The following is a 19,649-nucleotide window of genomic DNA, read 5'->3' on the forward strand; positions in this document are numbered from 1 at the left end:
CGTACCGATGACGACTATGCCGCATCGTGCACGGCCGCGGGGCCATGAACTGGATGAACGGTCGGTAAACATGTATGTACAAGTTGCGAGAAGTTCTTGACCGGGCCGAGTTCGGGGAGCAACGTCGTCGCCGTGACCGAGACCCGAGAACCATCGACACCTCCACCGTCCCGTGCCGACATCGTCGTCGTCGGCGCCGGCATCGTCGGATTGGCGCACGCTGCGGAAGCGGTGCTCCGCGGACTGTCCGTCGTGGTCGTCGAACGAGACGATCACGCGGTGGGAGCGTCGATCCAGAACTTCGGACACATCTGCACGACGGCACAGGCAGGGGACGCGCTGACCTACGCTCTCGCTGCGCGCGAGAGGTGGCTGACGCTGGGAAGCAAGGCCGGGTTCGGAGTCCGCGAGTGCGGAACTCTCGTGGTGGCTCGCGGGGCGGACGAACTCGCGGTCCTCGAGGAGTTCGCTGCCGAACGCGGGACCGAGCAGGTCGACATGGGTGTCTGCGCCGGGCCCTTCGACCGCCCCGGCGTCACCGGTGCCGCGCGGTTCACTCACGATCTTCGAGTCGATCCTCGTGAAGCGATTCCCGCCCTCGCCTCCTGGCTCGTCGCGGAGGGAGTGCAGTTCCGCTGGGCGACGCACGTCACGGCGATCGAGTCGAGCGGTGCCGGCGCGACCGTGCACATTCCACACGGCGAGATAATCTGCGACGCAGTGGTTCACGCCGTCGGACACGACGTGGATCGACTGTTCCCGGACATCGCGGCGGGCATCGGAATGGAGCGCTGCCGTCTTCAGATGCTGGAGGTGTCCGCACCCGGCGGTGTCGTGATCGAGCCGGCAGTGCTGACCGGCCTGTCCATGCTGAGATACGCCGGACTGTCGGCGATGCCGTCCGCCGCACTCGTTCGGCGACGGATCGCCGAGGACTCGCCCGAACTTCTCGACGTGGTCATGAATCTCATGCTCACCCAACGTCCGGACGGCGCCGTCGTCCTCGGCGACACCCACCACCATGCCCGGACACACAGCCCGTTCGACGACGAGTTCGACGCCGAGCTTCTTCTCCGTGAGGGCGCGCGCCTGTTCGGCGCTCCCCTCACCGTCCTGCGGCGGTGGCGGGGTGTCTACGCCAGTAGTCCGGACACCGACTTCCTCACCGCTGCACCGTTGCCCGCCGTACGCGTGGTGTCCGTGACCTCGGGCATCGGCATGACCACGGCATTCGGCCTGGCGCCGACCGTTCTCGACTCCTTCTGACCCCGTCCCGCTCGTACCCACGCTTCCCCCATACCAGGAGACCTTCCCATGCGCGTGTCCCGTTCGACCGCCGCCGTCATCACGGCCGCGGTCACCACTCTCGCTCTCGGCGCCTGCGGTTCGGGTGGTGACGCGGTGGATGCGTCACCGACCTGCCCCGGTGGCACCATCCGCTTCGGCGTGGAGCCTTTCGAGGATCCGGCGAAACTCACCCCGGCCTTCCAGGTGGTCGGAGAAGCCCTGTCGGAGAAGCTGAACTGCCCGGTCGAGGTGACCGTGGTGGACAACTACTCGGCGGAGGTGCTCGCGATGCGCAACGGGCAGCTCGAGCTGGGAGTCTTCGGTCCGCTCGGGTACGTCTTCGCCAGCCAGGAGGCGGATGCGCGGCCGCTGGCGTCGTTCGGAACCGCCGACGGGGTGTTGTCGACCTACACGGCCGGCGTCTGGGTTCCGAAGGACTCCGACATCCAGTCGATCGAGGATCTGCGTGGCCGCAGTCTCGCGTTGTCCGAGCCGGGGTCGACCTCGGGTGATGCGCTTCCGCGGATGGCGCTGCGCGACAGCGGCATGCAGGATTCCGACGTCTCGATCACCTACGCGGGTGGTCATCCGGAGGCCCTCCTCGCCCTGGCGAACGGCAAGGTCGACGCAGCGGAGATCAACTCCCAGCAGTTGGCGACGTCCACGGGCGAGGGCCAGTTCGACACCTCGCAATTCCGGCAGGTCTGGGCATCCGATCCGATTCCGAACGACCCCATCACGGTCGCCGGCGGCACGAGTGAGGAATTCCAGAAGGCGGTCGCGGACGCGTTGCTCGATCTGCCCGCCGATGCGGTCGCCGAGGCCGGAGCACTCCTCGACGTCGAACCCGCAGGACAACTCCTCCCGGTCGACAAGAGCACATATCAGCCGCTGTTCGATCTCGCGACCACGCTGGGTCTGACGTCCGAGGACGCGGGATGAGCGCACCCACCTCGACATCGGCGCCGGCGGTGACAGCGCCGCTTGCCGCCCCGGGTTCCGGCGGCGCTGCCGCACTGACGGTGCGCGGCGTCAGATCCTCGTTCGGTGACCGGACCGTGTTGCACGGCATCGATCTCGACGTGCACTCGGGCGAGGTGGTGGGCATCCTGGGTTCCAACGGATCCGGGAAGTCCACACTGCTGCGGTGCATCGTCGGTCTCACCGAGATGGACGCGGGAACGGTCACCATCGTGGGAGACGCGACCGCGTCGATGGTGTTCCAGCAGATCCACCTGGTCGGGCGGCGATCGGTTCTCGACAACGTCTGCGCCGGCGCGTTGGGGCGGTTGTCGCTGCGACGATCGTGGTCGACGTTCGCCTTCGGTCGTGAGCTCCGTGAGGAGGCGATGGGCTGTCTCGATCGAGTGGGTCTCGCCGACCGTGCCCACGACAGGGCCGATCGACTGTCCGGCGGCCAGCAGCAACGTGTGGCCATCGCTCGCGCGCTGTGCCAGCGCGCTCCTGTGCTGCTGGCGGACGAGCCTGTGTCCGCGTTGGATCCGGCGTCGGCGATGCAGGTCATGGAACTCCTGCGCTCTCTCGCGTCCGACGGCATCGCTGTCGCGGCCGTCCTGCATCAACCGGATCTCGCCCGCCGCCACTGTCATCGCATCGTCGGAATGGACCAGGGTCGCGTCGGATTCTCCTGCGCCGCCTACGACCTCGACGACGACACGGTCGCGGCACTGTACGGGTCCGGCGACATCGCACTCGACGAGAAGGACTCGGATCGATGACCACCCTCACTGTCCGGCGTCTGGCCGTCCCGCCGCGGCCCCGCCGCCGACTGGTGGTGCTCGCCACCGCTGCCGTCGTCGTCGGGCTGATACTGCTGCACGCCTGGGCCGTCGAGGAGACCGATGTCTCGGTGTCCGCACTCGTCGGTGGGTGGGAAGGGATAGTCCGCTTCCTCGAATCGGCTGTGCCACCCGACTTCACGTGGTCGACGGTGGTGCGCCCCGGAATCGAGGCCTGCCTCGTGACCCTGGCGATCGGACTCGTCGGGACGACGTTCTCGATTCCGTTCTCGGTCGCACTGGCGGTGCTCGGTGCGCGCACCACCAACCGCAACGCTGTCGTCTACCAGGCCTCGCGGGGAGTGATGTCGTTCCTGCGGGCCGTGCCGGACATCGTGTTCGCTCTGATCTTCGTCACCGCCGTCGGTCTCGGTCCGTTCGCGGGCGTACTCGCGATCATCCTGCACAACACGGGAGTGATGGCGAAGCTGTGGTCCGAGGCGATGGAGGAGATGGACGAGGGCCCGATCGACGCGCTGCGGGTGTCCGGCGCATCGAGCAGCCAGGTGGCGGTGCACGTGGTGCTCCCCACCGTCGTTCCCCAGTTCGTCGGACTTCTGCTGTACCGCTTGGACGTCAACGTCCGTTCGTCGCTCGTGCTCGGACTGGTCGGTGCCGGCGGTATCGGCTTCCTGATCAATCAGTCCATCTCACTGTTCCGCTTCGACGAGATGATGACGTACATCCTCATGGTCCTGGTCCTCGTCGTGGCCGTCGATCTGCTGAGCGGCGCCGTGCGCACGCGGTTGGGCGCATGACGCCGATCGCCGCGGTCTGGTCGGGTGACAGATTCTCGATTCGCGAACTGCCCCGGCCGGAACTGGATCCCGGGGACGTTCTGGTCGAGGTGGAGATGTCGACCGTGTGCGGAAGCGACCGCCACACCGTCGCTGGGCATCGCCGAACGCCGGTGCCCACGGTGCTGGGCCACGAGTCGGTCGGCCGCGTGATCGAGGTGCGCGGCGATGCCGGCGTCGCCGTGGGGGACCGCATCGTCTGGACGGTGGGGACCGCATGCGGCGCGTGCCGGCCCTGTGCCGGCGGGGTGCCGCAGAAGTGTCGGAACGGACGCAAGTACGGACACGAGCGCATGACCGAGACGTGGATGTTGAACGGCGGTTTCGCGTCCCACGTTCATCTGGTGTCCGGAACCGGCACCGTGGTGGTACCCGAGCGCCTTCCCGCCGCACTCGCCGCACCGGCGGGCTGTGCGACCGCGACCGTCGTCAATGCGGTCCGTCGGGTCGGACTGGGGGAGGGTGACCGTGTCGTCGTGCTCGGGTGCGGGATGCTCGGCCTGACGGCTATCGCCTACGCCCGCGACCGGGGTGCCGCGTCGATCGTCGCGTGCGATCCCGATGCGGACCGACGAGCGGCAGCACGCGAGCTCGGCGCGGACGTCGGATGCGCCCCGGAACATCTGGCGGACGCCGCGGCGACGAACGGGGCCGACGCCGTGTTCGAGATGTCCGGGGCACCGTCGTCGGTGCGTGCCGCACTGGACGTCGTCTCGATGGCCGGGCGAGTCTCGCTGGTCGGGTCGGTGTTCCCGACGTCTCCCGTGTCCGTCGATCCCGAACGCCTGGTGCGCGAACTGATCACCGTGGTGGGAAGCCACAACTACCGACGAGACGACCTCGTGGAAGCGGTCGCCTTCCTGGCACGAACACCCGCCGCCACGCTGCTCGCGGACCTCGTGGGTCCGTGTCTCCCACTGGCCGACGTCGGTCGCGCGTTCCAGGACTCCGGGCCGTCGTCCTCGTTACGCACCGCTCTCGTCGTCTGACCGTCCCCAGTGCCCCACCGCCTCGTCGAGGGTGAGAACGTCCGCGTACTTCGCACGCAGGTCGAGCAGGTTCGACTCGTGCATCCCCGCCTCCCGATCACCACATGCGTCCGCGACCACGAGTGGCCGGAATCCGTGTTGCAGAGCGTCGGTGGCGCTGGCGCGGATGCAGCCACTGGTGGTCAGGCCGCAGATGTAGAGGGTGTCGACACCGCGTGCGGTGAGGGTCGCGGCGAGCGACGTGCCGAAGAAGGCACTCGCGTACTGCTTCGTCACGACGGTCTCGCCCGCTGCGGGCCGCGGGGCCGACGGGAAGTCGCCGAGCGCCGAGCCCTCCTCGAACACGCTCAGCGCGGGGATCTTCCGCATGAACAGCCCACCGTCGGCGCCGCCGGCCTGATAGCTCACGCGAGTGAACACGACCGGTACCCCGGCGTCGCGGGCTGCCGCGACGAGAGTCGCGGCAGCGGCGACGGCGTCCTCCACGGGAGCGCGCAGGGGCGACCCGTCGACGAGGTACGCCTGCACGACGTCGACCACCAGTACCGCCGCGCTGCGCCCCGGTCCGAGATCGCCGGCGAAACCCGACTCGCGATACGACCCGAGCGTGTCCGTCACGCGCGCACCGCCTTCCGCACGTTGACGGGCGGACGTGGCGCCGGCAGACCGGTCTCCTCCTCGCACCGTTCGAGGATGACCTCGAGGGTCGGACCCTTGTCGAACACCTCGATCTCGCCCCGCTCGGCTGCCATGCTCTCGCGTCGGCCCGCGGATGCGTCGGCATCGATGACACCGTCCGCGTCGCAGACGACGCCGTAGCCGGTCAGAGCGCCGTCGGCGCTGACGAGGCCGCGACGCACCTCGAGCGCCACCAGCTCGGGATCGCGCGTCAGCGGGTCGCCCCAGCCGCCGCCACCCCACGTCACGAAGTGCAGCACATCGCCCCGCGACACCTCGACGTCGTGAATCTTGCTGGGGAGGATCTCCGTCTCACCCGACGCGCGGATCAGCCACTTGCGTCCGCGTGCACCGGGTTTGCCGCCGTTCACACCCCACGGATAGGTGAGCCAGCGATCGTCGTGGATCGCGATGGTGCCCGGCTCCTCGAAGTAGTAGGCCACGTCCACGCCGTTGCCGCCGCGATGCAGACCGGCGCCGCCCGTGTCGGTGACCGTCTCCCACCGCTCGATGCGCAGCGGGTAGTACGACTCCAGGTACTCGCAGGGGATGTTGACGAACGACGGCCACAGCGAATGTCCGTCCGGACCGTCACCCATCGGTCGGCCGGGGATGCCACCGAAACCGATGGAGTACAGCTGGAACCACTCACCGTCTCGCGGTCCGCCGTCGTAGTGGCCCGAGTACATGAAGTGGGGTGACGACGAGAACCCGGCGGCGTTGAGGATGTCGGGATTGTTCTTGCCCAGGAGCCCACCGAAGAGGTCGAACACCCGCCCGATGCCGTGGTTGCGGCCGTTGAGCGCCGCGGGATAGCGCGGTTTCCAGAACGAGTCCTCGGGAATGGTGACGTCGATCAGCGGATAGAAGCCGTCGTTCCAGAGGATCTGCGGATCCGCCACGGTGATGACGTAGATCCCGAAGAACATCCGGACGAGGTTCTCGTTGATGAAGTAGTTGATCGGGCCGACCGCCTGCGGCGCCGCCTTGCTGAAGTCGAGGTGGATCTTCTCGCCGTGCCGGGTCAGTGTGATCGCGAGTTCGTAAGGTCCGTAACCACATCCGTCGTCGCAGATGAAGTCGTTGAACTCGATGGTCTCACCGTCGACGAAGAGCATCGCGAGCAGCACCTTCATCGCCTGGTAGTTGCGGTCCAGCAGTGCGTCGAGGGCGGACAGGTAGACGTCGACACCGAATCTGTCGCACAACTCGACGATGCGCCGGGACGCCGTCGAACACGCGGCGACGAGGCCGTTGAGATCGGCTCTGTTCCAGTCGGGCTTGCGGACCTGGTTGAGGATGATGTCGAGCGCGGTCTCGTTGAGCTGCCCCTCGCTGTACAGCTTGAAGGGCGGGATGATGACACCCTCCTCGAAGATGGTGTGCGCGTCGGTGGGCATCGACGACGGGGTCTTTCCGCCGACGTCGGACATGTGGCCGAACATCGACGACCATCCGACGACGCGGCCGCTGTGGAAGATCGGCAGCACGATGAGCCAGTCGTTGGCGTGGCTGATGGCGGCACCGCACGCGTACGGATCGGAGGTGAGGAGGATGTCGCCCTCACCGACGGTGCCGTTGAAATTGTCGAGGAAGTCGGGCACGGACAGACCGAACTGCCCGACGACCATCTTCCCGCTCGGATCGGCGATGAGCGGGAACTCGTCGTGCTGCTCGCGGATACCGGGTGAGAGTGCGGTACGGAAGAGCACCTCGTCCATCTCGTATCGGGCGTTGCGGAGCGCGTTCTCGATGATGTCGAGCGTGATCGGATCCACGGGAACCGTGGTGAAGGGCGTGGTCGAGGTCTCGATGATCGTGGCCATCAGGTCTCCTGAGATGAGTTCCGGGCGAGAGGGGATCAGCGGGGAGCGATGAGAAGGCTGGCGCTGGAATGGACCGTCGCGGCGTGACCGGAGAGGACCAACGTGGTCGAGTCCATCTCGGTGATCACGGCGGGTCCCTCGACGACGTTGCCTGCCAGCAACTTCGCCCGGTCGTAGATGCCGGCCTTCGCGTACTCGCCGTCCATCCACACGTCGTTCGTGGACACCAGTGCGGCCGACGGATCCGCACCGCCCTCCTCGAGCGGCTGGAAGGCCACGTCCGGTCGCGGCCCGCTGACCGTGACGCGCAGGTTGATGACCTCGCGTTCGTTCTTCAACAGGAACGAGAAGAGACGCTCGTGCTCGGTGTCGAATGCCGTTCCCAGAGTGGACAGCAGATCGCCGGACTCGAGTGCGCTCGCGTCGAGATCCACGGGGATCTCGAAGCCCTGGCCCTGGTACCGGAGATCCACCTGGTACTTCGCCGTCTGCTGATCCGCGGGCACGCCCTCGGCCGACAGTCGTGCGGCCGCGGACGTCGCGAGTTCCGCCAGGGCGGTGCGCAGCTCGGCGTCGTCGGTGTCGGAGAACGCACGGATCATCGTGCGAGCGCTCTCGTCGCGGACGCAGGTGGTGGCGTCTCCGTAGGCGCAGAGGACGCCGGGCGACGGCGGGACGATGACGGGCCACGCGCCGGTGAGACGCCCGAGTGCGTTGGCGTGCAGCGGACCTGCGCCACCGAACGACACCAGTGCGAAGTCGCGGGGGTCGTAGCCCTGCTGCACGCTCACCAGTCGGAGTGCGCCGAACATGTTCTCGTTGACGATGTCGACGATGCCCGACGCCGCTTCCTCGGGACTGCCGAGCCCGATGGCGTCGGCGATGGTCGCCACTGCCGTCCTGCTCGCGTCGACGTCGAGGCTCACCTCACCGCCCGCGAGGGCGGCAGGCAGGTACCCCAGCACGACGTTGGCGTCGGTCACCGTCGGCTCCGTGCCGCCGTTGCCGTAGGCCGCAGGCCCGGGGTCGGCTCCCGCGGACTGCGGACCCACCCGCAGCGCCTTCGTGAGCTCGGGGACATGGGCGATCGACCCGCCGCCGGCGCCGACCGTCCGGACGTCCACACTGGTGGCGCGCACAGCGAGGTCGCCGACCTTGGTCTCACGACCGATCCGCGGCTCACCGCCGAGGACCAGTGCGACGTCCGTCGACGTGCCGCCCATGTCGAAGGTCAGGAAGTCGGAATAGCCGGCCTGCTCGGCGAACCACACCGCGCCGGTGACGCCTCCCGCCGGGCCCGACAGCAGCAGGGACACCGGTGACTCGGCCGCCTTGGCCGACTGCACCAGGCCACCGTCACTGCGCAGGATCGACAGCGGCGCCGTGATGCCCTTGTCCTGCAGCGACCGGTCGAGGTTCCGCACGTAGCGGGAGACCTCCGGCTGCACGTAGCTGTTGGCCACCGTCGTCAGAGTGCGCTCGTATTCGCGCATCTCGGGAAGCACCTGGCTCGAGATGGAGACCGGAATGCCGGGCAGTTCGCTCTCCGCCCAGGCCGCGACCTGCTTCTCGTGCGAGTTGTTCGCATACGAGTTGATCAACGAGATGGTCAGCGCCTCGATGCCCGCACCGGCCAGTCGACGCAGTTGCGCGCGGGCCTGCTCCTCGTCGAGAGGAGTGATCTCCGACCCGTCGGCAGCCAGTCGCCCGACCACCTCGACGGTGTTCTCGAGCGCCGCGAGCGGTTCCGGCTTGGGCCAGATGATCCACCCCGCGAGCCCGCCCGGGACGAAGGAGCGCGCGATCTGCAGCACCTGGCGGAACCCGTCCGTGGTGACGAGCCCGACGCGCGCACCACGTCCCTGCAGGATGGCGTTGGTCGCGACCGTGGTGCCGTGCAGAACCTGCCCGATCTCCGACGGCTCGATCTCGGCCTCCGCGCAGACCTTCGCGATGCCGTTGAGCACACCGATCGACTGGTCCGCAGGGGTGGACGGTGTCTTGGCTCTGAAGGTGGTGCCGGTCGTCTCCTCGAGAAGCAAGACGTCGGTGAAGGTGCCGCCGACGTCGACGCCGAGTCGATAACGCATGGTGTTCTCCCGTGCTGTGAGGGTGAGAGGAGCGAAGGTCAGATGATGCCGCGCTCCGCGAGCGCCGCCCGGTCGGATTCCGTGACTCCGAGGAGTCGTCCGTAGATATCGGAGTTGTGTTCTCCCAGTTCGGGTCCGGCGTGCCGGACCGAGCCGGGACTGTCGCTGAGCTTCGGTGCGACGTTCGCCATGGGGATCTCGCCGAAGTCCGGGTGCGCCAGACGCACGATGGCCTCGCGCGCGGCGAAGTGCGGATCGTCGAACATGTCCCGCGCCGTGTAGATGCGGCCGGCGGGAACGCCCGCCTCGTGCAGGAGGTCGAGCACGGTGTCGGTGTCGAGGGCGGACGTCCAGGCCCCGACGATGTCGTCGAGCTCGGTCATGTTCTTCCCGCGCGCCTCGTGGTCGCGGTAGCGGGCGTCCTCGATCAGGTCGGTCCGGTCCATCGCGGTGACCAGTCGGCCGAACACCGAATCCTGGTTGGCCGCGACGAGGATCATCTCGCCGCCCAGGGTGGGATAGACGTTGCTGGGCGCGATGTTCGGCAGCACGGAGCCGGTCCGCTCACGCTGATACCCGCCGATCTCCCACTCGGGCAGCAGGGATTCCATCATGGCGAGCACCGCTTCGTAGATGGCCGAGTCGACGAGCTGCCCCCGTCCGGTGTTCTCCCGGTGATGCAGCGCGGTGAGGACGCCGATCGTGGCGAACACGGCTGCCAGTGAATCACCGAGGGAGATACCGGTACGAGAGGGCGGCATCTCGGGATTGCCGGTGACGTAACGGATTCCGCCCATGGCCTCGCCGATGGACCCGAAGCCCGCCCGCGGTGCGTAGGGGCCGTTCTGGCCGTACCCGGTGACCCTGGCCATGATGAGGCGCGGATTGATCTCCCGCAGTGCGTCGAACCCGAGGCCCCAACGCTCCATCGTGCCGGGGCGGAAGTTCTCCACCACGATGTCGGCGTCCGCGATGATCCGGCGGGCGAGGTCCTGACCCTCGGCGCTGCGCAGGTTGCAGGTCACGGACTTCTTGCCGCGCGCGACGACGGGCCACCACAGGGACTTGCCGTGCGGCTTCTCCCGACCCCACTGGCGCATCGGATCGCCGGTGCCGGGCGGCTCGAGTTTGATCACCTCGGCGCCGAAGTCGGCCAGCAACTGTCCGCAGAAGGGGCCGGCGAGAAGCTGACCCATCTCCACGACACGCAGATCGGACAGTGGGCCGGTGGGGGCCTCGCTCATGAGGACTCCTTCGTCTGGTCGGTCGTGAGGGCTTGGAGCAGAACATGTTTGGCGGCGCGGACGTGGGCGCGCATCACCGAGTCCGCCCACGTCTCGTCGCCGGCGCGCAGAGCCGCGACCAGGTCGCGATGGTGGGCGTGACTGCGTGCGAGATCGACGGGGGCATAGCGATGGAAGGTGCGCATCACCAACGGCAGCTGGATCACCGCTCCGAGCATCGAGATGAGGCGGGTGCTGGCCGCGGCAGTGCGCACGATGGCGTGGAACTCGTCGTTGAGCTGCGCCATCAGGTCCAGGCGTTGATCCGCTCCGTCCCCGGCCGCGGTTTCCATGAGGTCGCACAGCTCGGCGAGTCGGTCGACGTCCTTCTCGCCGATACGTGAGGCCGCCCGTGCCGCGGCCATGGCCTCGAGCGTCATCCTCAGGTCGTAGATCTCCTCGAGGTCGTCCGCCGTCCACCGGTACACCCGAGCCCCGCGATGCGGCAGAACCTCGACGAGTCCCTCCATCTCGAGCTGTCGCAGCGCCTCACGCACCGGTGTCCGGCTGGTCTCGGTGAGTTCGGCGATCTCGACCTCTCCGAGACGTGCACCGGGCGCATACGTCCCGGACACGATGCTGTCGCGGATGTGCGCGTAGACGCGGTCGACGGCTCTCGCCATGGATGCGACTCCCTGTGGTCGGTGGTGAATTGTTCACAATGTAGGCCCATGACGATGGCGTGTCCCGGTAATCGTCGTTAAATTCTCGTTTCCGATCCGCTATTGCATACAACGGCGTGTCGGCGCAGGATGGGCCCATGACTGCGGTGCAACTTGTCGAGGTGGGTCCCCGTGACGGACTGCAGAACGAGGACGCTGTCCTCTCCGTCGACGACAAGATCGAACTGATCACGCGCAGCGTCGCCTCGGGTGCCACGCGCATCGAGGCGGTGAGCTTCGTGAACCCGAAGCGGGTGCCGCAGATGGCCGGCGCCGAGGAGGTCATGGCAGGCGTCCCGCGTGACGGCTCCGTCTCGTACATCGGGTTGGTGCTCAATCGACGTGGACTCGACCGCGCTCTGGCGGCCGGCGTCGACGAGGTCAACGTCGTGGTCGTCGCGACGGAGGAGTTCAGCAAGCGCAACCAGGGGTGCTCCGTCGACGAGGCGGTGGCGGCGGCGCACGACATCATCACGGATGCGCGTACTGCGGGCGTGCCGGGCACGGTCACCATCGCCGCATCGTTCGGGTGCCCGTTCAGCGGTGAGGTGGATCCGGTGCGAGTCGGCGAACTCGTCGCGCGGATCGCCGAATTCTCACCGGCCGAGATCGCCCTCGCCGACACCATCGGCGTGGGAGTGCCGGCGAAGGTTCGTCGCCTGGCGGAGCTGGCCACCCGGAACGCTCCGAACATCCCGCAGCGCTGGCACTTCCACAACACGCGCAACACCGGTTACGCCAACGCGCTGACCGCACTGGAGATGGGGGCGCAGGCCCTCGACGCCAGCATCGGCGGCTTCGGTGGGTGCCCGTTCGCACCCGCCGCCACCGGGAACATCGCGTCCGAGGACCTGATCTACGCGCTCGACCGCTCCGGCGTCGAGACGGGAGTGAGCATGGACGTGCTGGTCGACGCCGCGACCTGGCTCGGCTCGGCGCTGGGCAAGGACGTGCCGGGGTTCCTCGGGCGTGCGGGTGGCTTTCCTCCGCGGTGACCTGCGGGAAAGACGGCCGTGACTCGTGTTCCCGCGGGCGTTTCGTGTTCCCGCGGTAGATGCAACGCCTACGGGAACACGAAAGGCAAGCGGGAAGGCCGGAGGCCGGCCGTGACTCGGGAAGGCCGGAGGCCGGCCGTTTCTCAGCGGGAAGGCCGAAGGCTCAGACGACCCGGAACCGTTCGAGGACCACGAGAGTCGAGTCGTCGATGGTGAGGCCGGCCAGCGTGTCTGCCATCTCGTCGGATCGCCAGAACCGTTCGTGCCCGGCACGCCATGCGGCGACGTCGGCGTGACCCTCACCCTCCGCGACGGCATGCGCATCGTCGACGTCGCCGAGAACGCTGACGCGTACATCGGTGATCTCGATGACGCAGGCAGTGGCGCTGCCGGAGTCGATCACCCGTTGACGCTCGCCCACTCGGGGCAGCGGCTCGTTCTCGTACTCCACCCGCAGTGAGGTGGTCGCCGTCTTGCGGCCTGCGACGATCACGGACACGAGGGCATCGCGCAGCGGCCCGGGGAAGGCGAACTCGGCCACGGGGAGAGAGTCGATGTCGGCCATTCCTCGAGTATGGCGCACGCGGGTCGGGGTTCCCGCGGACGTTCCCGGTTGCTGCGGACGCTGCGACACCTACGAGAACCTGTGCGGTCAGCGGGAAGGCCGGAGGCCGGTCGAGGTCAGCGGCTCAGCGAGTACACGAGCGTGTCCGTCCACTCACCCTTGCACCAGCAGTCCTGCAGGCGCAGTTCCTCGTCGCGTAATCCCACGCGCTGGGCGAGACGTGCGGAGGCTGCGTTGCGCGCGTCCATCTCCGCGGTGACGCGCCGGACCCGGTCCAGAGCGAGTACCTCGTCGAGCACTGCCTGCACCGCTTCGGTGGCGTAGCCGTGGCCGGAGACGTCGCGCGCGAAGGTCCACCCGAGTTCGACAGTGTCCTCGGCGACGAACCACGCGGAGACAGTGCCGATCACCCGGCCGTTCAGCTCGACCAGAGCATTCAATGCCCCCGTGTCGAGACTCGTTCGCTCGCAGCGTCTCTGCACTGCGATCCGTGCGTCCTCCGCCGTCCACGGCTCGTGCATGAGGTACCGGCAGACCTCGGGATCGGTGTAGAAGTCGAGCCGGTGCTCGTCGTCGGGGGAATAGGTGCGCAGAGTGAGCCGCGCGGTGACGGCGACGACGGTCACGAGGGCGGCCTCGTCACCGCTGCCAGGACGAGGAGGAGAGCCGCCGCGGCGCCACCGACCAGAAATCCTGTACCGGGAGAACGGGAGTCGACCACCACGCCGATACCCGCGGAGGCGAGAGCAGCGCCCGCGTTCACCGCGGTGTTGATCCAGCTCGACGCCTCGGTGCGCACGTCCGCGGTGGTGAGGTGATCGGACAGCAGGTACCCCGTCACCAGGGCGGGTGCGATGCAGAAGCCCAGCAGGAACAGTCCGACATGCAGCGGCACCGTGGTCGAGACCAGCGCCAGCACGGAGGTGAGGACGGCCATCATCAGGACCGTCGTCAGAAGTCGACGGGTCAGCGAGCCGGCCCAGCTCCGGCGCCCGTACAGCAGTCCACCGCAGACACTTCCGGCTCCGAGCGCCGCGAGAAGAGTTCCGGCCGATCCGATGGCTCCCTGCTTCGCGGCGAAGGCTGTGGCGGCGATCTCCACGGTTCCCAGGACGGCCCCGACCCCTGCCATCGCTGTCAGGACACCGACGAAGCCGGGCCGTCGGAGTGGGCGCGACGAGGGAGTGGTCCCTGTCGTGCGCGGGCCGTGTCCGCGCGAGTGCCGGCTGGTGGTCATGCCGACCGTGCCGACGACGGCGACGCATCCCGTGGCGGCGAGTGCGATCGACGGGGACAGGGCGGTGACGAGGGTGGCGCCGAGGAGGGGACCGATGGTGAACATCGACTCCTCGCTCACGGCATCGAGACTGTAGGCGCGGGTGCGGGTCGGCCCCGGCGGCGTCAGCGAGCTCCAGACGACACGCATCGAGGCGCCGAGTGGGGGAGGGAAGAATCCGGTGACCAGACTGCCGAGCACCAGGGACCAGGCCGGGGCATCGACGTACGTCAGAAAGGCCAGAGTGCCCAGGGCCGTGGCGAATCCGACGGCCATCGAGACGAGGGCTCGCCGCTGACCGATGCGGTCGACGAGACGTGCCCGATACGGTGACGCCACCACATTGGCGACACCGAACGCACCCGTCGCGGAACCCGCGACCGCGAACGATCCGGTGGCACGCTGCACCGCCAACAGGATGACCAGTCCGACCATCGCGAAGGCCAGGCGGCCGAGCAGTGCGGGGAGGAAAGCGCGTGCGGCACCGGGTAATCGGACGATGCCGAGATAGCCGAGCGGATCCGCGGCGCGGTCGTCAGTGGGAGGAGGGTACGCCACCGGTCACCATGTCGAAGACGGCGTCGAGTTGAGCCCGGCCCTCGTCGACGTCGGGGTGGCGCTCGGCGATCTGGTTCAGCAGGGCGCGCTGGAAGATGCCGTCGATGGTGATGTAGGCGGTGGCCGGCGTGAGAACAGGCGCCGCTCCGACGAGTTCGCAGTACCGGGCGACGACGCGCCAGATCATCTCCTCGCGCCGGGACTCGATCTCGAGGACGTCGGCGCGGAAGGAGGAATCGAACAGGCTCTGATTGCGCAGGTCGTACCAGAGGCGGTGGATCGCCGCGTCGGCGAGCAGAGTGCCGAAGAAGGTCTCGGTGAACGAGCGTCGCAGCTGCTCCGCGGACTCGGCCCCGGCGACGACGTCGTCGTACCGCGTCACACAGATCTCCTCGTACTGCCGCACGGCATGCGCGATGAGATCGAGCTTGTTGGAGAAGTAGTAGTGCAGGACGCCGTGCGAGTACTCGGAGTTCTGAGCGATCTCGCGGAGGCTGGTGCGGGCGTAACCGAGTTCCGCCAACGTCGCGAGAGTCGCCAGTGCGAGCTCGCTGCGACGCGCCTCGAACTTGTCTCGAGAGCGCTCCTCGACGCGAAGTCGGGGGTCGGTGGTCTGGGTCACCCGGAAAGCATACCGCCGCATCGACGAACTCTTGACAGTCGTCAAGATTTTTCTTGACGACTGTCAAGACTTGGCCCTAGTGTTGCCTGCATCACATCGAATAGCGGATGTGATCCCACGCGAAGAACGCTTCGAACAAGGAGAGCGGACATGACGAGTTACGACCTGACCGGACGAACGGCACTGGTCACAGGCGGTGCGCAGGGCCTCGGTGCGGGAATGGCGCAGGCTCTCGCGGCGGCAGGAGCGTCCGTCGCCATCGCCGACATCAATGCCGCGGGTGGTCAGGAGACGGTCGAGGCGCTGCGGGCCACAGGAGCGAAAGCGGAGTTCGTCCAGCTCGACGTCACGGACGACGCGGCCTGGGAGGCGGCGGTCGAGTCGACCATCGGCGCACTGGGCGGCCTCGACATCGTCGTCAACAACGCGGGTATCGAGGTCACCAGTCTTATCGCCGATCTCGACGCCGAGGCGGCGTCCGCGATGCTGCAGGTCAACGTCATCGGCACCGCACTCGGCGTGAAGCACGCATTCCGCGCGATGCGCCCCGGTGGCAAGGCCGGTAAGGGCGGATCGGTGGTCAACATCGCCTCGGTCGCCGCCACCATCGCGTTCCCCGGAATCAGCCTCTACTCCGCCACGAAATCGGGCATCGACCGACTGACCCGGGTCGCGGCCGCCGAATCGGGAAAGCTCGGCTACGGCGTGCGCGTCAACTGCATCTATCCGGCACTGACCCCGACCGCGATGGGCAACAAGCTCGCGGTCGACACCGCGGAACTCGGCCTGTTCCCGTCCGTCGAGGCGGCAGTGCAGACCGTCGTGGAACTGACGCCCCTCGGTCGACTCGGCCAGGTCGACGACATGGCGGACGCCGTGGTGTTCCTGTCGTCCGACGCCGCGAAGTTCATCACCGGCGCGGGGCTCCCCGTCGACGGCGGCATGGGCATGTGACCTGCCGCCCCACCAGCACGGCTCTCGACCACCCCACTTCGAACCAGGAGATCAACCATGCCCACTGACAAGCGCGTCGTCGTCTACGGAGCGTCCGGCTACACGGGTCGCCTCATCTGTGAGTACCTGCGCGAGTACAACATTCCCTTCCTGGCCGCCGGCCGCGATCACGCCCGCCTGGAGGATGCCGTGAGTGCCGTGCCGGGTATCGACACCGTCGAGCACGAGATCGTCGAGGTCGAGCACACCGTGGAGGCGCTGACCGAGGCCTTCCGCGGCGCGACCGTGGTCCTCAACACCGTGGGACCGTTCGCCCGCTACGGCCACGAGGTGGCGCAGGCCTGCCTGGCCATCGGTGCGCACTACACCGACACCAACGGCGAGCAGAACTGGATGATCGACGCCGAGGCGCAGTACAGCGCCGACTTCGCCTCGCAGGGACTCGTTCTCACGCCCGGCCTGGCGCAGATGTATTCCATCGGTGAGATCGCGGCCAACATCTGCCTCGAGAACCCCGGTCTGAACAGCCTCGACATCCAGGTGTTCTGGAAGGGCCATCCGACGGTGGCGTCGACCAACACCATTCTCACCAACGCCGCATTCTCCAAGGCCTACTACCTGGAGGAGAACGAGTACGTCGAGTGGCCCGCCGACGCCGGGCTCTACACCGTGAGCGTTCCCGGTCAGCACGATCTCGGCCTGGCGTTGCCGTGGGGCGGCACGTCGCACCCGGTCTGGTTCAAGAACGACCCGCGGGTCACCACCGCGAAGGCTCTCGGCGGTGTCTTCAATCCACCTCTGATGAAGGCGGTTCCGCTGTTGGTGGCCGCCGCGCTCGAACAGATGGAGGGCAAGTCCGACGAGGAGAAGTACCGCATCATCGACGAACAGTCGTCCGCGATCCGCAGCGAGATGCCGCCCCGGGAGAATCCGCGCCTGAACACCTCGCTGGACTCGGTGTACGCATCGGGTCCGCTGGGCCGCGCACACTGCGTCATCCACGGCAACTGCAACTACAAGCAGACGGCGTTGCTCAACGCGCACGGTGCCGCGGCGCTGCTGCAGGGAACTCCACGCAAGGTGGGATTTGCCTCCAGCTGTGAGGCTTTCGGACACCGAGAATTGTTGGGAACGCTGCGGGCATTCGGTCTGGTGCTCGACCCGATCGTGTCCGTTCACCGCTGAGATGCGACTGTCGGACTATCTCGACAAAGGTGTCTCGATGGGCCGTGAGGCGCCGTGCCTCACGGCCGGCGGGGTGACCTCGACCTACGGGGAAGTCCACGACCGCTCCGTCGAGATCGCGAGTGCCCTGCAGCACGACGGGATCCGGACCGGGGAGCGCGTGGCGATCCTGTCGGGCAACGACCCACTTGCGCTCACCTGCGTGTTCGGCATCTCCCGTGCGGGCGCGGTGTGGTGTCCGGTGAACCCTCGGAACGAAGCCGACGAGAACCGGCAGTTGTTCGACCTGTTCGGCTGCCGGTTGCTGTTCTTCCAGTCGAAGTTCTCGGGGTTGGTCGACCGGATCCGCGGCGACCTTCCCCAGTTGGTCCGGCTGGTCTGCCTCGACGGAGAAGTCGAGTGGGCGGTGCCGTTCGAGGCTTGGCTCGGCGAACACCGGGGTGAGTTGGACGTCGATCGGCATCCGGATCGGGGACTCTGCATGCTTGCCGGGACGGGAGGTACGACGGGAAAGCCGAAGGGAGTCAGGCTGACCGAGGACAACATGATGACCTCGACGGCGCTGGCATTGATGAGCTACCCCTTCGGCGTGCGCCCTCGCTATCTGGCGCTCGCGCCGCTCACCCATTCCGCCGGGGTGCTGACCTTCCCGATTTTGAGTCTCGGTGGGGAAGTGGTGATCATGCCTGCCCCCGACATCGGTCAGTTCCTCGAGCTGATCGACAGGCACCGGATCACGCACGCCTTCCTCCCTCCGACCGTCATCTACGGCGTGCTCGACCATCCGGATCTGGACAGTCGGGACCTGTCGTCTCTGCGATGCCTCTGGTACGGCGCCGCCCCGATGTCCCCGACGCGACTCGAGGAAGCGTTGACGCGCATCGGTCCGGTGCTCGGGCAGTTGTTCGGACAGACCGAGGCGCCGAACATGATCGCCACGCTGGCGCCGGCGGACCACTTCCGGGCCGACGGTTCGGTGGCGACGGAGCGTCTGACATCGGCCGGTCGGCCCACCCCGTTGACGACGGTGGCGATCATGGCCGAGAGCGGAGAGCTGCTGAGCACGGGTGAGCGCGGCGAAATCGTCGTCAGGGGCCCGTTGGTCATGGACGGGTACCACGACAATCCCTCCGCGACAGCAGAAGTCGGCGCACACGGATGGCACCACACAGGCGACATCGGGTACCTCGACGACGACGGGTTCCTCTTCGTCGTCGACCGTGCCAAGGACATGATCATCACGGGCGGATTCAACGTCTACTCGGCCGAGGTGGAGCAGGCACTGCTCGCGCATCCCGCGGTCAAGGAGTCGGCCGTGGTGGGACTTCCCGACGAGAAATGGGGAGAACGGGTGGTGGCCGCGGTCGAACTGCGCGCCGGGCAGGAGGTGGATCCCGCCGCATTGATCGCCTTCGTCAAAGAACGCATCGGCAGTGTGAAGGCACCGAAGAACATCGAGGTCTGGGATCTTCTGCCCCGGTCGAAGGTCGGAAAGATCCTGAAGAACGAGGTCAGGTACACCATGACGATGTAGTGGGTGGGTCGCTCGACCTCTGTACACGGCGGACGGCCGGGCCTACCGTGAACGGACCGATCGGTACGCCTAGCCAGGAGGTCCATCATGTCTCGTCGAATCACCCGCGCACTCGTCGGCGCCACGGCCGTCGGCGCCGGAGCGGTCGCCATCGCGCTGTCGGGTGGTGCAACGGCGTCGGCGGCACCCGCTCAGGGACCCATCTACTGGCAATCGTTCGGCGTGCTCGTCATTCCGGCGAGCGAGAACTGCCAGAACACGGCGGCACGGTATCGAGAGCGGGGGGACATCATCCTCGTCGACTGCGCCGTCAATCTCGCGTACCCCGGCTATCAGCTCGTCGGAATCCGCACGGATCTCTTCGGGAGCTGATCGTCGGCGAACTCGACCGACGAATTCCCGCGGTCGATTCGTGTTGCCGCGGGCACTGCAACCGGCGCGGTACGACGTAGCTCCCGCGGGAAGCGGCACGCAGCTCGACCTCTGTACACGGCGGGAGACCGGGTCTACCGTAAACGGACCGAACGGTACGTCCAACCAGGAGGTCCA

Annotated in this window: 19 protein-coding genes; 10 read left to right on the forward strand and 9 right to left on the reverse strand. The window is 67.6% G+C overall.

Annotated elements, in window-relative coordinates:
* Window positions 1-132: 132 nt before the first annotated feature.
* The 5 genes from HQ314_RS16545 to HQ314_RS16565 are packed head-to-tail and all read left to right on the forward strand — an operon-like array spanning window position 133 to window position 4,872.
* Window positions 133-1,266, forward strand: a complete 1,134-nt coding sequence (locus tag HQ314_RS16545) for a TIGR03364 family FAD-dependent oxidoreductase (protein ID WP_222650635.1) — start codon at window positions 133-135, stop codon at window positions 1,264-1,266.
* A 48-nt stretch (window positions 1,267-1,314) separates the two neighbouring features.
* On the forward strand, window positions 1,315-2,229 hold the full coding sequence (locus tag HQ314_RS16550) for a phosphate/phosphite/phosphonate ABC transporter substrate-binding protein (protein ID WP_222646867.1): 915 nt from the start codon (window positions 1,315-1,317) through the stop codon (window positions 2,227-2,229).
* Complete coding sequence (locus tag HQ314_RS16555) at window positions 2,226-3,026, forward strand: phosphonate ABC transporter ATP-binding protein (protein WP_222650636.1); 801 nt, start codon at window positions 2,226-2,228, stop codon at window positions 3,024-3,026. The genes HQ314_RS16550 and HQ314_RS16555 overlap by 4 nt, the downstream gene beginning before the upstream one ends.
* The gene (gene phnE, locus HQ314_RS16560; RefSeq protein ID WP_222650637.1) at window positions 3,023-3,844 is read left to right on the forward strand and encodes a phosphonate ABC transporter, permease protein PhnE; all 822 of its coding nucleotides are present in this window, start codon (window positions 3,023-3,025) and stop codon (window positions 3,842-3,844) included. The genes HQ314_RS16555 and phnE overlap by 4 nt, the downstream gene beginning before the upstream one ends.
* On the forward strand, window positions 3,841-4,872 hold the full coding sequence (locus HQ314_RS16565; RefSeq protein ID WP_222650638.1) for a zinc-binding dehydrogenase: 1,032 nt from the start codon (window positions 3,841-3,843) through the stop codon (window positions 4,870-4,872). The genes phnE and HQ314_RS16565 overlap by 4 nt, the downstream gene beginning before the upstream one ends.
* Here HQ314_RS16565 and HQ314_RS16570 read toward each other — a convergent pair.
* Genes HQ314_RS16570 through HQ314_RS16590 form a run of 5 tightly spaced genes read right to left on the reverse strand, consistent with a single transcriptional unit; the run spans window position 4,849 to window position 11,372 of the window.
* Window positions 4,849-5,490, reverse strand: a complete 642-nt coding sequence (locus tag HQ314_RS16570; protein ID WP_222650639.1) for an isochorismatase family protein — start codon at window positions 5,488-5,490, stop codon at window positions 4,849-4,851. The two genes, HQ314_RS16565 and HQ314_RS16570, sit on opposite strands and share 24 nt — an antisense overlap.
* The gene (locus HQ314_RS16575) at window positions 5,487-7,376 is read right to left on the reverse strand and encodes a hydantoinase B/oxoprolinase family protein (RefSeq protein ID WP_222650640.1); all 1,890 of its coding nucleotides are present in this window, start codon (window positions 7,374-7,376) and stop codon (window positions 5,487-5,489) included. The genes HQ314_RS16570 and HQ314_RS16575 overlap by 4 nt, the downstream gene beginning before the upstream one ends.
* A 35-nt stretch (window positions 7,377-7,411) precedes the next feature.
* Window positions 7,412-9,466: a hydantoinase/oxoprolinase family protein gene (locus HQ314_RS16580; RefSeq protein ID WP_222650641.1), complete on the reverse strand. Its 2,055-nt coding sequence runs from the start codon at window positions 9,464-9,466 to the stop codon at window positions 7,412-7,414.
* 38 nt (window positions 9,467-9,504) lie between these two features.
* Complete coding sequence (locus HQ314_RS16585; protein WP_056443476.1) at window positions 9,505-10,710, reverse strand: CaiB/BaiF CoA-transferase family protein; 1,206 nt, start codon at window positions 10,708-10,710, stop codon at window positions 9,505-9,507.
* On the reverse strand, window positions 10,707-11,372 hold the full coding sequence (locus HQ314_RS16590; protein WP_222650642.1) for a GntR family transcriptional regulator: 666 nt from the start codon (window positions 11,370-11,372) through the stop codon (window positions 10,707-10,709). The genes HQ314_RS16585 and HQ314_RS16590 overlap by 4 nt, the downstream gene beginning before the upstream one ends.
* A 137-nt stretch (window positions 11,373-11,509) precedes the next feature.
* Here HQ314_RS16590 and HQ314_RS16595 point away from each other — a divergent pair, with 137 nt between their 5' ends.
* Complete coding sequence (locus HQ314_RS16595) at window positions 11,510-12,406, forward strand: hydroxymethylglutaryl-CoA lyase (protein ID WP_222650643.1); 897 nt, start codon at window positions 11,510-11,512, stop codon at window positions 12,404-12,406.
* A 163-nt stretch (window positions 12,407-12,569) separates the two neighbouring features.
* Here the strand turns inward: HQ314_RS16595 and HQ314_RS16600 are convergent, their stop codons facing one another.
* The 4 genes from HQ314_RS16600 to HQ314_RS16615 form a co-directional block, all read right to left on the reverse strand.
* Window positions 12,570-12,971, reverse strand: coding sequence for an ASCH domain-containing protein (locus HQ314_RS16600; RefSeq protein ID WP_222650644.1), 402 nt, complete (start codon window positions 12,969-12,971; stop codon window positions 12,570-12,572).
* A gap of 116 nt (window positions 12,972-13,087) precedes the next feature.
* A complete protein-coding gene (locus HQ314_RS16605) occupies window positions 13,088-13,597 on the reverse strand; it encodes a GNAT family N-acetyltransferase (RefSeq protein WP_027506509.1) in 510 nt (169 codons plus the stop codon).
* A complete protein-coding gene (locus tag HQ314_RS16610) occupies window positions 13,594-14,805 on the reverse strand; it encodes an MFS transporter (RefSeq protein ID WP_222650645.1) in 1,212 nt (403 codons plus the stop codon). The genes HQ314_RS16605 and HQ314_RS16610 overlap by 4 nt, the downstream gene beginning before the upstream one ends.
* Window positions 14,783-15,427, reverse strand: coding sequence for a TetR/AcrR family transcriptional regulator (locus tag HQ314_RS16615; protein WP_027506507.1), 645 nt, complete (start codon window positions 15,425-15,427; stop codon window positions 14,783-14,785). The genes HQ314_RS16610 and HQ314_RS16615 overlap by 23 nt, the downstream gene beginning before the upstream one ends.
* A gap of 150 nt (window positions 15,428-15,577) precedes the next feature.
* Between HQ314_RS16615 and HQ314_RS16620 the strand changes: the two genes are divergently transcribed.
* From HQ314_RS16620 to HQ314_RS16635, 4 genes are all read left to right on the forward strand, one after another.
* Window positions 15,578-16,381, forward strand: a complete 804-nt coding sequence (locus HQ314_RS16620; RefSeq protein ID WP_042574244.1) for an SDR family NAD(P)-dependent oxidoreductase — start codon at window positions 15,578-15,580, stop codon at window positions 16,379-16,381.
* A 57-nt stretch (window positions 16,382-16,438) separates the two neighbouring features.
* Entirely contained in the window at window positions 16,439-17,566 is a 1,128-nt protein-coding gene (locus tag HQ314_RS16625) for a DUF5938 domain-containing protein (protein WP_222650646.1), read from the forward strand.
* Window position 17,567: 1 nt separating this feature from the next.
* Window positions 17,568-19,100, forward strand: a complete 1,533-nt coding sequence (locus HQ314_RS16630) for a long-chain fatty acid--CoA ligase (RefSeq protein ID WP_222650647.1) — start codon at window positions 17,568-17,570, stop codon at window positions 19,098-19,100.
* An 87-nt stretch (window positions 19,101-19,187) separates the two neighbouring features.
* Window positions 19,188-19,472, forward strand: a complete 285-nt coding sequence (locus tag HQ314_RS16635; protein WP_056443494.1) for a hypothetical protein — start codon at window positions 19,188-19,190, stop codon at window positions 19,470-19,472.
* Window positions 19,473-19,649: the final 177 nt, after the last annotated feature.

The organism is Rhodococcus sp. BP-332, from assembly GCF_019836065.1.
GTDB lineage: Bacteria > Actinomycetota > Actinomycetes > Mycobacteriales > Mycobacteriaceae > Rhodococcoides.